The following is a 15852-nucleotide window of genomic DNA, read 5'->3' as shown; positions in this document are numbered from 1 at the left end:
ATCAGGACAGCTCCCCCTCATCATCAGACAACTCGTAATAGCGCGACTGTGCCGCAAAGCGGATATGCGCATTCGCCTCACCGTAACGACTGTAGCCGCCCTTGCGCTGCGCCACTTCAAAAAATACCCCATGGGTTTCCAGGGTGTAGAAGTGGAAGAACTCACCGCCCTTCTCATCGCGGTCGTACAGAATATTCAGGCTCTGCAGGCGTTCAATCAATTCAGGATCGAGCGCAAACTTGGCCTCAATATCGCGATAGTAGTTACCGGGCACCGGCAGCACCTTGTCGCTATCAACCCCTGACGCCGCAACGAAAATATCGTCACATTCAAACGCAACCTGCTGGAAACCCGAGCCTCTTGAACGCTGAATAAAGCGCTGCGGCGACGCCTGCCGTGCTTCACTCATATTGATCGGAATACGTACCCGGCCATTTCGACTTTCAGCGGTACGGCTAACCACCAGGCCATAGATATCCGGCAGATCCTGGCTCGGCTCAATGGTGAAGTCGAACAGGGATTTATAGAAGAACGAGGCGGACAGGAAATCGGTATTCGCCACCGACTGACCAATATGGTCAATCCGCGCTAAGCCCAGTCCGCTCTCTTCACCGGCCACCGGTACAAAATCGATATCAAAGAAGCGGAAGTTGCTGCTGCGCTCAACGAAATAGACCAGGCTGTCACCGACACCACGAACCGCCGGAATGTTGAGCTCGCCAGGGCCCGCCTGGTTAGCGAACCGGGTCAGCTTGTAGCGCTCGGAACGCTCCAGCAGCGCCTTCAGGTTATTGGTTGCCAGGGCCAGAGCACAGACCGAAACACCGTGGAGCTGGTAATGTTCACGGGCCAGACTTTCAGGCTCACGGTTCAGTACCAGGTTGATATCACCCTGGCGCATCAGGCTCACGTTTTTGGAACGGTGCTTGTGTGTTTCACGGAAACCCAGGCTCTGGAGGAGCTGAACCAGCTCTTCACCACTTTCGCCCTCAACAGCGAACTCTACGAACTCAACGTCGGTGATTTCCGGCTCAGGAATCGATGCATCCTTACCGACCTGCTCTTCGAGCCAGATCAGTGAACGAACGCCATCCACCGCCTTCTCTTTCGGCGAGGAAGAACGAAACTCATCGTTAAAGATCTCGTGCGAGAGGTAATCGTCAAAGCCCTTGTCTTTCAGGCACTGCACAAACTCGACCACCGGCAGGTCACCCTGTCCGGGGAAGCAGCGAAAGTGACGGCTATACTGCAACACATCCATCTGCATGATCGGCGCATCAGCCACCTGCACAAGGGCGATCTTCTCGACCGGGATCTCGTTGCGCAGGCAATCCAGCGTATTGCCGCGGGCAAACATATGGAAGGTATCGAGGTTGATCCCCAGAGCGGGATGGTCAGCCCGTTTGACCAGGTCCCAGGCATCTTCGTAATCGGCGATGTGACGGCCCCAGGCCAGGGCTTCATAACCGGCACGCAGCCCTTCGCGGGATGCCATCTCTGCAATCTCATGGAGATCGGCGGCACACTGCGCCCGATCACTGCTCGCATGGGGCGACACGTTACTGCACATCAGCAGACGGTCGGTGCCCAACTCATGCATCAGGTCGAACTTGCGCTGAATGTAATACATCTTCTGGCTGCGGTAGGGTTCCGGCATCCCTTCCATGTCGCGGAACGGCTGCAGCGCGATGATCTCAAGCCCAAGGTCTTCAGCCATGCGCCGCACATCTGCCGGGGATCCGTTGAACTGGGTCAGATCGTTCTCAAAGATCTCTATACCTTGAAAACCTGCCGCGGCAGCAGCTTCGAGTTTAGCCGGCAGAGATCCCGACAGCGTCACGGTGGCTAGCGCCTTTTTCATTATTGTTCCCCGCTTGGAAGTTGTCGCTGCTGCACACACGAGTCGCCCTGGCGACAGGGTCGGCAGCCATTCAGATGGATGAAAGTAAAAATATCCTATCTTTTTATTTTTAACCGATCAAACGAAACACATACCATCTAAGCACTTATCGTAGACATCAACATTTTGAATAGATAGACACGTAAAGCTTATTTCACAACCTGCGCACTAAAGGCGAGAATAGGTCGCCCTTGCCTATGCTTTTCGCCCTTAGCCGGCCCTTTGTCCAATAAGAAAGGTAGCAGGAACCGCCAGGCTGAAGCGCCTTCATGGAGAGAACGATGCTTGCTGTTTTATCGATTACCGCCCCCATCTTCCTGCTTATCGCTCTGGGCTATATTGCCGTTAAAACCCGGCTGATGCCGCAGGACGCGATCCCCGGACTGGGCCGCTTCGTCATCTATTTTGCACTGCCTGCGCTGATGTTCAGCACCATCTCGAACATGGACTTTAAAGAGGTCATCGAGCCGAACTACCTGGCAGTATATGCACTGGGCTCGCTCTTCGCGCTGCTCAGCGGCATCGCGTTGCATAAGTTTCTGCTGCGCAAATCGCTGGTAGAAAGCGGTGTAAAAGGGATCGGCATGTCGATACCCAACAGTGCCTTTATCGGCTTCCCAATATTGATGCAGGTGTTTGACTCGCCGATCACCCAGGCATTCGCGCTGGCGATCATGGTGGAAAATATTGTCATTCTGCCGCTCGCCCTGATCATTATTGAGTCAGGCCGGCGCAAGGAGGGAGAAAATTCAGGCAATATCTGGCTGCCGGTGCTCTCACGCATCACCCGCAACCCTCTGATCATCGCTATCGCCGCCGGCCTTTTCTGCTCATCCCTGTCGATCCAGATGCCTGCCATGGTCAACGAAGCCCTGTCGATGCTGGCTCGGGCCTCCGCACCCACCGCCCTGTTCGTGATAGGCGCATCGCTGATGGGCACACAGATTCGCGGCAACATCTACAGCATTGGCACCGTTGTAGCCGGTAAACTCCTGCTACACCCGTTACTGGTGGCCTTGGTGCTCTGGTTCTGGCCACCTTTCGATCCAAGGCTGGAGCTGGCCGTGATGATTATTGCGGCGATGCCGATGATGAGCGTGTTCCCAATCATTGGCGGTAATTACGGTTTTCGCAGCACCTGTGCCAGCATGTTGCTGATTACAACGGTACTGTCGTTTGTGACCATCACACTGCTTTTGAGCGTACTAACCTGACGCTAAGCCGATAGTCAGATAAGTAAGGCTGGCAGGAACGGCCAGCCTTACAAGAGAAGCCTTTACGGCTGAAAGAGGTGGGGTTAAAACTCGGGGATTTTTTGAGCGCCCTTGGTGATATGGTCGCCCAGCATCTCTACCGCCTTTTCAACATCATCGCTCACAAGCGCATCAAGCAACTCGCGATGCTCCTCAGCCGCCGCTTCACCACGGAACGGTCGTTTACTTAGAGCCAACAGCTGATAACGCATCGACAGCTCGAGAATAGAGGCGTGATAACGCATGAGCTGCTGTGAGCCACAGTTGGAGACGATCGCACGATGAAAATCGCGGTCCGCCTTCTCCCACTCCTGAACGTTAGACGACTCATCCTCCATCATCAGTTTTTCCATGCAGCTGAGACGGTAGTGAGTACTGATCAGCTTGGACTTCCAGTCCATATGCCCAGACTTGTTTGCCATCGACTTACGTAGACCCAGGGTTTCCAGGGTCCTGCGCAGCTCTACCAGCTCTTCGAGATCGGCAATGGAGACCGGTTTTACGCGAAACCCTTTTTGCCCCTCAACCTCGACAAAACCATCGGATGCCAAACGCATCAGCGTCTCGCGCAGCGTATTGACGCTGACACCGTATTCATCGCGCAGAGCATTGAGTTTGAGCTTTTGCCCCGGCGTCAGCTTGCCCTGCATTATGTGATTGCGGAGCTGTTCGTAAGCAGACTCGCCCACAAGCTTACGTTCCACACTAAGATTCATACTGCTCACACGGACCTCTTTTTTCGCCCATGTTACACCAGTCGGCGGAAAAAAATCGCGCCGGAACAACATGTGATAAAGACAATAAAAAAAGAGGAGGAATCCCTCCTCTAAACAGCTCGATCAGAAAATCCTGGCCAGCCAACCACGCACTGACAAAACAACACCCCAACCTCCGGCGGAGTTTCCAGGTCAGCCCCAATCAATCGACCAGGTCGCTATGAATCTCGAACTTTTCCTTGAATCGCTGGATCGCCCGAGCGGGATCAACCTTACGCTGGGTGAAGATTTCAAAGGCATCAAGCCCCTGATAAATAAAGAGATCAAAGCCTGAGACCAGTTGCAGCCCACTGCTATGCGCGGCCTGAAGAAACTCGGTATCCATCGGCGTATAGACTGCATCAAACGCCCAGGACTGGCCGCCAAACAGCTCTGCTGCAAGCGGATTGCCAGGCGTTTTGTAATGACCCACCGGCGTGCAGTTAACCAGCCCATCAGCGGAACGGGCGGCATCGGCCAGCTCATCCTTACGCACCACGCGTGCGCGCTTGCCGGCGGCATTCAGCGCAGCGCAAAGGCCGGCCGCCCCCTTTTCGTCCAGATCAAAAATCAGAACCTCGCTTGCGCCCACCTCAAAGAGCCCAAACGCAACAGCGCGACCAACGCCGCCCGCACCGAGGATCAACACCCGACCGGCCTCGGCATCGTTACGACGGCTGCGATAGCCCCGGATAAAGCCGGTATAGTCGGTATTCGCAGCACTCACCTGCTCCTGCAACGACAGCGTGTTGGTGGAACCAACAAGCTTTACCGCCTCGTTGACGTTATCGGCGTAATTCACAGCAATCTGCTTATAGGGAAAGGTCACATTGGTGCCGCTGTATCCTTCTGCCCGCATCTGGCCCAGTGTTTCGGCGAAAGCCTCGGCACTGGTATCGCGCGGCTCATGCAACTCGTAACTGACATCGATGCCATAAACCTCACCCAGCATGATATGCAGCGAGGGGGCACGGGACTTGGCAATAGACTGTCCAATCAGACCCAGCTTGATCATTTATTTTTCTCCTGAATACAACACACACCCGCCCATTCAGACCGAGTGAGAACACTTTGACGGTAACCCTATTGGAATAGCTTGCAGGCGATCCTGACGCAACCGAACTAATCTTATGGAGCCGGTCAGATCGGGCTTGAGAGGCAAGTGTATGGCAAAACCAATAATATAGGATATTTTTTATTTAAACCTACAGACTTGACCCTAGTCAATTGTATTGCTAGCCTCCAACAACTTGAGTATGGCAGCCTGCGCGCCTACCCCATAAAAGGCCGCGACTGGCACTTAAAAAAATAAACTGCGGTGAGCGCTTCCCTCTGAGCAATGGATCGCATCTCCGCGTGAGAACAATAAGGAAAACAGTATGAAGTTTTCGAAGAAGACCCTTGCCGCCGCCCTGGCAACTCCTCTGATGGCCGGCATTCTCTCAGCCCAGGCCCTCGCAGCCGACATCACACTGACCCTTGGTCACGTTGACCCTCCCGAGTGGCAGACCTCCAAAAAAGGCGCAGCCACGCAGGTGTTCAAACAGCTGGTTGAAGCCGAGTCCGGCGGCCGCATCGAAGTTAATGTTTACCCTAACGGACAGCTTGGCGGTGAAACCGACCTGATCCAGTCAGCCCAGGACGCAACCCTGAGCATGGCGATGGTTTCCGGCGCTTTCAGTAAAGTCTGCAAAGAGGCCGCCGTTCTCGATACTCCTTACCTGTTCCCTTCCGCACCGATCGCCTGGAAAGTACTCGATGGGCAGTTCGGCAAGGATCTTTCCCAGCACTGCCTGGAAAAAACCGGCCTGCGCACCCTTGCATACGGTGAAACCGGCTTCCGCAACTTCACCAACTCCAAACGCCCGATCAGCGAGCCTAAAGATCTTGAAGGTCTGAAAATTCGCGTAATGACCGTGCCGCTGTTTGTTGAGATGGTTAAGTCCATGGGCGGTGAGCCGACACCGATCGCCTGGCCTGAAGTACCTTCTGCACTCTCTACCGGTGTAGTCGACGGTCAGGAAAACCCGGTCAGCGTTATCGCTGCGAACAAGTTCTATGAACTGCAGAAATACATCACCCTGGATAACCACATCTACGGCACCGACTTCCTGGTGATCAATGAAGCGGTCTACCAGGGCCTGGAAGAGAAGGACCGTGCGCTGATCCAACGCGCCGCTATCATCGCCGGCACCGTCGGTCGTGCTATCCAGCAGGTCAACTCGGCCAAAGGCCTAGGTGAGCTGGCCGAGAACGGCATGGAGATCACCTCCCTGACTGCGGAGCAGCAGGCCCAGTTCCAGGCAGCAGCTCAGCCGGCAGTGGTCGAGTGGCTGAAAACCGAAATCGAACCGGAGTGGGTCGACAAAGCACTGAATGCGGTAAAAACCGCTTCAGCTGACTAAGTCCCCACAATACGGGCGCTGAACGGAGGCTTCGGCGCCCGCCTCCCAACCGCTTATCCCGGGCTAGCCCCTATGAAATCTCTGTTTAAGAAACTCCTGGCAATTGCCACTGGCGGCTCCTTGGCTGTCGTATTCGGCGTCGTACTGGTCAGTAGTCTGTCCCGCTACCTGCTCAACGCTCCAATCCAATGGAGCGAAGAAGTAGCAAAATACGCCATGATCTACGGCACCATGTTTGGCACCGTGCTGTGCTACATGGAAGACATCCATATCAAATTTGGCTTCCTGAAGCAGGGCCTCCCTACTCTGCTAACACGCATTCTCAACCTGGTGCTGGACCTCATCACCCTGGGCACCGGCGTGGTTCTCGCCTGGTCCGGCTATCTGTTCGTCATGAAACGTGGCGGCATTGATGCACCGGGCACCGGACTGCCAATGAGCGTCTTCCAGTCCGCGATGGTCATTGGCGGGGTCTGCCTGGTTATTGCAGCCCTGTTCCAGATTCCGTCTCATTTCAAAGCGAAGCGTTACGAGGCAGAGGTCTAATATGGTCGGTTTTATCGTACTTATCGCCCTGCTACTCATAGGTAGCCCTATCGCTTTTGCGATTCTTCTAGCCGTGCTGACCCACCTGGCCGACACGCCGTTCCCGATTAGCCTGATCAGCCAACGCATCTTCGCGGGCCTCGATTCCTTCGCGATTCTGGCGATCCCACTGTTCGTACTTGCCGGCGAGCTGATGAACGAGAGCGGCATCACCAGCCGCATCATCACTTTCGCCAAGGCCTGCGTCGGCCATATGCGAGCAGGTCTGGCGCAGGTTAACATCTGGGCCTCTGTCATCTTCGCAGGCCTTTCCGGCTCCGCAGTTGCGGACACCTCAGCACTGGGGCGCATCTTTATTCCGGAGATGGAAAAGCGCGGCTACCCCCGTGACTTCGCAGCAGCACTGACTGCAGCCTCATCGGTGATCGGCCCGATGATCCCGCCAAGCATTCCGGTGATCATCTACGCGCTTATCACCACCGGCGTCTCGGTACCCGCCCTGTTCCTGGCCGGTGTTGCACCAGGATTGCTGCTGGCGATCGGGCTCTCCATCTATGTTCGTGCCTTTGCTGGCCACTATGAGGAACAGCATGAACCGGTGCCCTGGAAAGACCGTTTCCGTGCCCTTATCGACGCCTGGGTGCCGCTGTTTATGCCGGTGTTCATCGTTGGATCTATTTTGACCGGCATTGTGACACCGACCGAAGCAGCGGCACTCGCCGGTGGCTATGCCCTGCTGGCCGGTATGTTCATTCTGAAAAGCCTGAAGGTTAGCCAGCTACCACGCATCTTCCTTAATGCGATGCGCGACTCCTCAGTGATCCTGATCATTATCGCTGTGGTATCACTGGCCAACTGGATGCTTACCTTCTCCCAGGTGCCGCAGAAAGTCAGCGCCATGGTACTGGCGGAAATATCCAACCCGCTGGTGTTCCTGCTGATGGTTAACGTCATCCTGCTGGTGGTTGGTCTGTTTCTGGAAGGTATCGCCGCGATGCTTATCCTGCTGCCGATTCTGCACCCGATCGCCATGAGCTTTGGAATCGACCCGGTTCACTTCGGTATCGTTGTTATCTTCAACCTGATGATCGGCCTGATTACGCCACCCATGGGTATCTGCCTGTTCGTATCCAACTCCATCGCCAACGTCGGCATAGGCGCCATTTCACGCCGCATCCTGCCGTTCTTCGCGGTAGAGCTGCTAGTATTGGCGATCATCACCTTTATTCCTCAGACCGTGACATTCCTGCCACGCCTGTTCGGGTTCTAAGACTGGAGAGCGAACATTGAGCAAATTGATCTATGTGTTGAACGGTCCAAACCTTAATCTGCTGGGCAAGCGTCAGCCGGAAATCTACGGTTCAGAAACCCTGGCCGATGTCGCAGCAAAGATGCAGGTAAAAGCGGATAAACTGGGCATTCAGCTGGAGTTTTTCCAGAGCAACCATGAAGGCGCGCTGGTTGATAAGATTCACGAAGCCCGTGAAAACGCGGCCGGAATCATCATCAACCCTGCGGCCTACAGCCACACCTCCGTGGCAATATTGGATGCACTGAACACCTTTGAAAATCCGGTGGTGGAAGTTCATATCTCGAACATTCACAAACGCGAAGCCTTCCGCCATCACTCGTACGTATCCAGCCGCGCCGAGGGCGTGATCGCTGGGCTCGGAACCCTGGGTTACGTGCTGGCACTGGACTACTTCGCCAACTAACACTGAGCCTATTAAAAAGCCCCGTACCGATAAAACGGTACGGGGCTTTTTTTCTCCTGCGCTATCTCAACCCGAACTGAATGCCATTAGATGTCCAGGCCAATCCGACAAGATTGTGCTAGGAAGAACAGGTTAAACAGATCGCAGCAGCCCACTCGGGCGGCTCATCATGATAACGATCTAACTCAGGATGAACCCTGGAGGGATCGCGCAGCAAACCCACCAGCTCATTCAGAGGCTTGTAGTCCCCGGCATGAGCTTCACGGATCACCTCTTCCGCCATGTAGTTACGCAGAACATAACGTGGGTTAACGGCCTTCATCTGCGCTTGCCGAATCGGAAAACTGGCGACCTCCCTATCCAGACGCTGCTGGTATAGCGTTAACCAGGCCTCCAAATCCACAGGGTTACAGACAAGAGCCAAGAGTCCCTCCCAATCAGCGGCACCGCCGCCATCCATCTCCGAAAGCCGGTAGAAAAAGCGCCCAAGATCGAGATCCTGTGCTGCAGCCAGCTTTTTAAGCCCTGCAATCAGTTCAGCATCCCCCTCCTCTTCACGCTGCAGTCCCAGCCGTGCGCGCATCCGCTTCAGTTCGTGGAAACGGTACCGCGCCATAAATTTTGTAAGCGCCTGCTCGAGATCCTTCTGCGGCACCAGAGGTACAAGCGCCTGGGCAAAGGCGCTCATATTCCAGAGAACGATCTCCGGCTGCTTGCCGAAAGCATAACGAGCCTCATGATCATTCTTGTTCGCCACATGGGAGGGATCGTAACCATCAAGAAACGTGTAAGGCCCGTAATCAAAGGTCTCACCAAGAATCGACATGTTATCGGTGTTCAGGACACCATGCACAAAGCCATAGCACTGCCAGAGCGCTACCAGCTCTGCGGTTCGCTCCTGCACCTCGAGAAACATCGCCAGGTAGGGATTTTCCGCCGTCTTACAACCGGGGTAGAAACGCTCGATGCAATAGTCAGCCAGCTGTTTCAGCTCATCGTACTGACGTGTATAGAAAAAGTATTCAAAATGCCCGAAGCGTATATGGCAGGGAGTCACCCGGACCAACAGAGCGCAGGGTTCCATACCATTACGCTGAGTGAACTGTTCACTGGCAATAAGGCAGAGCGCCCGCGTAGTGGGAATCCCCAGTCCAGCCATTGCTTCACCTGCGAGATATTCTCGAATACTGGAGCGCAGCACCGCGCGACCATCACCGAAACGAGAAAAGGCGGTCCGCCCCGCACCCTTAACATGGACATCAAAACGCTCGCCGCTTTCATTAACCACCTCACCCAGCAGCAAGCCACGACCATCACCCAGATCCGGGTTATAAAACCCAAACTGGTGGCCGGTGTACTTCATTGCAAGCGGTTCAGCGCCCGGCAATTCCTTCTCGCCGTTAAAAAAAGGCACCAGCTCTCTCGGATCCACTTCACAGGGATCTAGACCAATGATGGCTGCAACCTGAGGATTAAAGCCTGCGAGGTGCGCCCCTTTCAGCGGAGTCGGTTCGCGGCGCTGATACCAGCGCTCCGGCAGACGAGCATAGGTATTATCAAAATTAAGCTGCTCAAGCCCAACGCTACGCGCCTTCATATCCATCTCCAACCTCTCATCTCTAATCGACAATACCCTAGCATTTTGATCGGATAATTTCAGCCTAAACTACACAAAGCTTTTCGTGCCGATTAACTCACCAACCGACAAAGCCGGTAAACCTGCTTTGTATTAAAACCAACCAAACAGAAGGTGCATCTGCAAACGACGGGCCAGCAAAGCTGGGTTATGAATGCGGACGAGAGGAGAAGGCGAATCAAAAAATCGCAGGCACACGATCTCGGTAAATCTCGGACTATCGAGCCAGTCGTAACCCAAAAGAGAAATACCGCAACGAAAAGATAAAAGATGCCGAGAACCCAGCGTGTTTCAGAGCAGAAAAGAACAACCAAATTCAAGTAAACAGCTAACGCAAAAAAGGCTCCCGAAGGAGCCTTTTCTCGTTTCTATCTCTTAAACAGAGATTAGAAGCTTACGTTGTAACCAACAACGAATACGTCTTCACCAACGATGTCAGTGTTGTCGACGTCAGCAGAAGTGTACTGAGCTTTAACAGAAGCTTTGTTGCTCAGCTTGTGAGAAACGTAAACGCCCCACTCGTCAGCGTCGATGTCGTTAGACTTCTGGCTTTCCTGGTAATCCATGTAGGAGATACCGAAGTTGGTGTTTTCCATGGCGTAATCAGCAGCCAGAGTCCACAGCTCGGTGTTAACAGTACCGGCAATGAAGCCACCGTCAACACTGTCAGCTTCAGCGTAAGAACCGGTGAAGGTGAAGTTAGACACAGCGTAGCTCAGAGCCAGACCGATGTACTCAGCGTCGTGCGCTGCACCAGCCGCTTCAGAGTCGCCGTCTTTGTCCATGCTCCAGTAACCCAGGTGAGCACCGAAACCGCCGATAGTGTAATCAGCACCAACCAGGTAGCCGTCCAGATCTTCACGATCGTTGTCAGCACCGTTCAGTGCGTGACGGTCAGCATTCCCGTCTGCAGCGATACCAGCGTAAGCGCTGAAACCACCGAAAGTCGGGGTGATGTAAGCCAGCGCGCTACCGATGCGGTCCGGATCGCGGAAGAAGAAGTCAGTAGACAGGGACTCGGAGTACAAGTCGTTCAGTTCAGTAGATTCAACCGGGTTGCTGAAACGGCCGCCAATTACGGTACCGAAACCACCGGTCAGACCAGCGCTGGCTTTACGTACAGTTACGCTGTTGCCGTCGCTCAGAACAGAATCCGGGTTGTATTCCAGTTCGATCTGGTAGAAAGAAGAAACGCCGTCGATGTAAGTTTCGTCGGAGCCTTTAACACCCATGCGAGCGTCGTCAACCTGGATTTCAGCGTCAGCGTCGTTAGCGAAAACGCCTTCGATTTCTACGTTACCGTACAGAGTAGCGTCAGCCTGAGCTACGACCGGAGCGGTCATCGCGCCAGCAACTGCCAGAGCAATCAGTGACTTTTTCATCAAATTTCCCCTTCAGTAATTCAACTTACTAGTAGTGAATTCTAGTTTTCATTGGCACACCGGAGTGCCACCTACGAAAATACTATAATTCATGAATATTTCAAACCAGTGAATGAACTTTTTTGATCTGAGCCATTCGTATGGTTTTTAACACTTTTTTCGCAGACCTGAGCACTTAAGTCGCTTGACTGTATGCTTCTTTATACATCTGCAAACATTTAAATACTAAAGCACGCTTGACAGCAGCTCCAGCAGCTAAATTTTTGGCATTACACCACAGGCCCAGAACCTGTGCAACCCTTTGTTCTGCATGATTCATCGGGTTTTTTCATGAAAATTCCGTACTACTGAGCGAGCTCCCTGAGCCTTTTTTCCAGCCTTTTTTCCGATACGCTGAAACGTGTTCCAAGTTGCTGCGCAAAGAGAGATACACGATATTCCTCAAGCCACCAACGAAATTCGAGCAGATCAAGCGTCAGAACGTCCCGTGATCGGGCCTCATCGAGCAGCTTTTTGTAACGCTGATTCATCTGCTGTAGCTGTTCAGACTGTAATACCTGCTGGCGCAGCTCCCGCTGATATTTTTCCAGCCGGATCTCCACCGCTTCCAGGTAGCGTGGGTACTGAGCAAGCCAGGTATCAGGGGTTTCCGAAAGATAGCGAGGGTGCATCAGCGCATCCAGCTGTGCCTTAATATCATTAAGCACCGGCACCGCACGCAGATCAATACGGCCATTAAGCGCCTTATCAATTCGATGCAGGCGCTGATGGCAGGCAAGAGAAAACTCGCAAAGTGCATCGGCCGCGTCCGCCAGTGCGCTTTTCACCCGCTCAACTGCGCCATTAAAGGCAGCTTCATCACGAACTATTCCACCCTCTTCCAACCCGCTTGCTCTCAACGCTGCTTTTAGAAGAAGCTCGTCTTCGAACTGTTTGCGGTTAAAGCGCTTGCCACTTTGCAGCAGTATCTTATCGATCGACGGCAACTTGCGGCGCACATACTTAACCGTTTCAGGCATCGCCAGTAAAAACAAACGGGCCTGAGCACGGATTGTAGAATGAACAGCATCGTCCGACGAACTAAACAATTTCAGGGCGACACCTGAACCGCAATCCTCAAGCCCCGGGTAAGCTTCAATCTCAATACCGCCGGCCTGACGGACTCTAACCGACTCATCCAGCCTACCAAAACTCCATCTGGTCAGTCCGGTTTCTCCCCAGGCGTTGTCACTACCGGCCTGCATCTCAGCTTCAGCCTGATCAGCAAAACGCTGGTTAAGCCGGTCCCAATCGCGGCTTTCACCGACCTTGTTACCTGCTGCATCCGAGAGGCAAATATTGACCCTCTGGTGGCGCTCCAAAGAGGCCTGACGCAACATCTCCGGCGAAACATTGTGTCCAGTCATGCGAAGCAGTTGATGGCTTAAGGCCTCATAGAGATCCCCTTCACCAAACACTGCGACTTCACAGAACGCCCGGGCATAATCAGGCACAGGCACAAAGTGCTTGCGCTCCTGTTTTGGCAGGCCTTTTAAAATGGAGGTCACTTTCTCCTCCAGCATGCCGGGCACCAGCCAATCCATGCGCTTAAGGGGCAGCAGTTTAAGAAGTGGCAGCGGGCAGTTCAGCGTCACCCCATCCTGATCGGAAGATGGATCAAACAGGTACTCGAGCGACAACTCCACACCTTCGACCTTCATACTGTCGGGGTAGGCATTAACACTGACATGCTCGGCAGAACGCTGAAGGATATCCTCCTCGGTCATTTTCAGCGCATCGGGTTTTTCTTTGGCGACTTTTTTGTACCATTTCTCGAAACCCGCGCCGTTAACGATCTGATCGCCACCGAGCTGCGCAAACCGCTCGGCATAAAACTGATAGAGCGACTCCTCATCGACCAGCAGATCGCGACGGCGGGACTTCGACTCCAGAGTCTCGACACTATCTAGCAGTGCGCGATTGGAATGGAAGAAGTCAGCCCGGGTCTGGAACTCACCCTCGACCAAGGCGCTGCGCAAAAAGATCTCGTGAGCGGCTACGGGGTCGATGCGGCCGTAATTGACCTTCCGCTTCGGCACAATGATCAGCCCGAACAACGTAACCTGCTCGGTAGCCACCACCTGGGCGCGTTTTTTCTCCCAATGCGGCTCCGACCAGCTGCGCTTGACCAGGTGCCCTGCTGGCGCCTCTATCCATTCAGGTTCAATCTTCGCGACCTGATGCGCATAGAGTCTGCTGGTTTCCAGCATCTCGGCAGCGATAACCCATTTGGGATTTTTCTTGAACAAGCCCGAGCCCGGGAATATGCGGAAGCGACGGTTACGTGCCCCCAGGTACTCCCCTTTTTCTACCAGATTACCGATATGACTCAGCAACCCTGCCAGCAGCGAGCGGTGAATCGGCGCGTAGTCGGCGGGCTCAGCATTTTCCCTAAGTTTGAGCTCTTTAATGCTCAAATGCAGTTGACGATGAACATCTCGCCACTCACGCATCCGCATAAAAGAGATGAAGTTTTTCTGGCACCAGTTGCGCAGCTGATTCTGGCTCAACAGCCCTCGCTGCTCTTCATAAAGATTCCAGAGATTCAGCAGCGTAATAAAGTCGGAATGGTCGTCGCTGTAGAGCTTGTGCTTTTCATCAGCCGCCTGGCGTTTATCGTGGGGTCGCTCCCTTGGATCCTGCACACTCAGCGCACTGGCGATGATCATCACCTCTTTTAGCGCATCATACTGCCCCGCCTCGATAACCATCCGCGCAATACGCGGATCCACCGGCAGACGCGCCAGCTTGCGACCTACTTCGCTGAGGCGACGTTTGGAATCGACGGCACCCAGCTCTTCCAGCAGTTTAAAGCCATCGTTTACGAAACGGGAATCCGGTGGATCCACAAAGGGAAAATCGCTGATATCGCCGAGTTTGAGCTGCAGCATCTGCAGAATAACCGCTGCGAGATTGGTGCGGCGTATCTCTGCATCCGTAAATTCGGGGCGATTATTAAAGTCATCTTCGGAATAGAGGCGGATACAGGTACCCGGCGCCACACGACCACAACGGCCGGCGCGCTGGTTGGCACTGGCCTGGGAGATAGCTTCCACCGGCAGCCGCTGCACCTTGGAGCGGTAGCTGTAACGTGAGATACGGGCCACACCCGGATCGATCACATAGCGGATGCCCGGCACCGTAAGCGAGGTTTCCGCCACGTTAGTTGATAGCACGATGCGCCGGCCTGCAGAGCGCGCACCGTGAAAGACTCGGTTCTGCTCTTTCAGGGACAAGCGGGCGTAAAGCGGAATAACCTCGGTATCTCGCAATTGCGCCTTGCGCAGCAGGTCCGCCGTCTCGCGGATTTCACGCTCGCCCGGCAGGAACACCAGAATATCGCCGGGGCCGGCTTCCTTTTTCTGCCGGTCGATCTGGGTCAGCTCATCAACCGCTGCGAGAATGCCCTGCTGCAGATCCAGCGCTTTCTCATCCTCAGCCTCCATCTCATGCAGAGGACGATAATGAATATCGACCGGATAGGTGCGACCGGAGACTTCGATCACAGGCGCATTATCAAAATGGCTCGAGAAACGCTCCAGATCGATGGTAGCCGAGGTGATGATCACCTTAAGATCCGGGCGCCTTGGCAATATCCGTTTGATATAGCCGAGCAGAAAATCGATATTGAGGCTGCGCTCATGCGCCTCATCGATAATGAGCACCTCGTACTGTTCCAGGAAACGGTCGTGCTGAGTTTCTGCCAGCAGGATACCGTCGGTCATCAGCTTGACCTGCGTCGACTCCGAAACCTGATCATGAAAACGTACCTGATAACCAACCCGCTCACCCAGCTCCGTATTCATCTCTTCGGCAATACGTGCCGCCACATTGCGTGCAGCCAGACGACGCGGCTGGGTATGACCGATCATGCCCTCGCAACCAAGCCCCAGCTCAAGACATATTTTCGGGATCTGGGTTGTCTTACCCGACCCGGTCTCACCAGCGATAACCACCACCTGGTTATCACGGATCGTTTCCAGCAACTCTTCGCGCCGCGCCGATACCGGCAGATCCGGATAGTTGATCTGCGTGGAAAGCGAACGTTTGTGCTCTACTGCGGCGCGGGATAGCTCCAGCGCTTCAGCCAGCGCATCGAGCTGCTCGCCTACGTCCTTTTTACGCGCCAGCTCATCAAGGCGGCGGCGCAGACGGAAACGATCGGCGATTCGGCACTGGGGAATCAGAGAGCGGAGTTCAGCAATAGCGGATGTCAAAGCG

General features: G+C 54.2%; 11 protein-coding genes. 5 read left to right on the top strand and 6 right to left on the bottom strand.

Translation table 11 applies throughout. The features are described 5' to 3' along the window. Position 1: 1 nt before the first annotated feature. On the bottom strand, positions 2-1861 hold the full coding sequence (locus C4S72_RS01645; RefSeq protein ID WP_104001333.1) for a bifunctional sugar phosphate isomerase/epimerase/4-hydroxyphenylpyruvate dioxygenase family protein: 1860 nt from the start codon (positions 1859-1861) through the stop codon (positions 2-4). 320 nt (positions 1862-2181) lie between these two features. Between C4S72_RS01645 and C4S72_RS01640 the strand changes: the two genes are divergently transcribed. Further along, complete coding sequence (locus tag C4S72_RS01640) at positions 2182-3114, top strand: AEC family transporter (protein ID WP_104001332.1); 933 nt, start codon at positions 2182-2184, stop codon at positions 3112-3114. A gap of 83 nt (positions 3115-3197) precedes the next feature. Here the strand turns inward: C4S72_RS01640 and C4S72_RS01635 are convergent, their stop codons facing one another. Both C4S72_RS01635 and C4S72_RS01630 read right to left on the bottom strand, forming a co-directional pair. After that, a complete protein-coding gene (locus C4S72_RS01635) occupies positions 3198-3869 on the bottom strand; it encodes a GntR family transcriptional regulator (RefSeq protein ID WP_104003004.1) in 672 nt (223 codons plus the stop codon). A gap of 202 nt (positions 3870-4071) precedes the next feature. Continuing rightward, complete coding sequence (locus C4S72_RS01630; RefSeq protein WP_104001331.1) at positions 4072-4923, bottom strand: shikimate dehydrogenase family protein; 852 nt, start codon at positions 4921-4923, stop codon at positions 4072-4074. Between the two features lie 364 nt (positions 4924-5287). Here C4S72_RS01630 and C4S72_RS01625 point away from each other — a divergent pair, with 364 nt between their 5' ends. The 4 genes from C4S72_RS01625 to aroQ all read left to right on the top strand — a co-directional run bounded on the left by C4S72_RS01625 (position 5288) and on the right by aroQ (position 8574). After that, positions 5288-6313, top strand: a complete 1026-nt coding sequence (locus C4S72_RS01625; protein WP_104001330.1) for a DctP family TRAP transporter solute-binding subunit — start codon at positions 5288-5290, stop codon at positions 6311-6313. A gap of 72 nt (positions 6314-6385) precedes the next feature. Then, positions 6386-6859 (top strand): TRAP transporter small permease, encoded by a 474-nt coding sequence (locus tag C4S72_RS01620; protein ID WP_104001329.1) that lies wholly within the window; start codon positions 6386-6388, stop codon positions 6857-6859. Between the two features lies 1 nt (position 6860). Continuing rightward, on the top strand, positions 6861-8129 hold the full coding sequence (locus tag C4S72_RS01615; RefSeq protein ID WP_104001328.1) for a TRAP transporter large permease: 1269 nt from the start codon (positions 6861-6863) through the stop codon (positions 8127-8129). A gap of 16 nt (positions 8130-8145) precedes the next feature. Next, positions 8146-8574: a type II 3-dehydroquinate dehydratase gene (gene aroQ / locus C4S72_RS01610; RefSeq protein WP_104001327.1), complete on the top strand. Its 429-nt coding sequence runs from the start codon at positions 8146-8148 to the stop codon at positions 8572-8574. Between the two features lie 118 nt (positions 8575-8692). Here aroQ and C4S72_RS01605 read toward each other — a convergent pair whose 3' ends face one another. From C4S72_RS01605 to hrpA, 3 genes are all read right to left on the bottom strand, one after another. Then, on the bottom strand, positions 8693-10171 hold the full coding sequence (locus tag C4S72_RS01605; RefSeq protein WP_104001326.1) for a protein adenylyltransferase SelO: 1479 nt from the start codon (positions 10169-10171) through the stop codon (positions 8693-8695). Positions 10172-10596: 425 nt separating this feature from the next. Beyond that, on the bottom strand, positions 10597-11592 hold the full coding sequence (locus tag C4S72_RS01600) for a porin (RefSeq protein ID WP_104001325.1): 996 nt from the start codon (positions 11590-11592) through the stop codon (positions 10597-10599). A 344-nt stretch (positions 11593-11936) separates the two neighbouring features. Further along, the gene (gene hrpA / locus C4S72_RS01595) at positions 11937-15848 is read right to left on the bottom strand and encodes an ATP-dependent RNA helicase HrpA (RefSeq protein WP_104001324.1); all 3912 of its coding nucleotides are present in this window, start codon (positions 15846-15848) and stop codon (positions 11937-11939) included. Between the last annotated feature and the right edge of the window lie 4 nt (positions 15849-15852).

Origin of the sequence: Marinobacterium lutimaris, from assembly GCF_900108065.1 — a bacterium.
Taxonomy (GTDB): Bacteria; Pseudomonadota; Gammaproteobacteria; order Pseudomonadales; family Balneatricaceae; genus Marinobacterium_D; species Marinobacterium_D lutimaris.
Note: the sequence above shows the minus strand (reverse complement) of the source record. Positions and strands in the feature narration are given on the sequence as shown.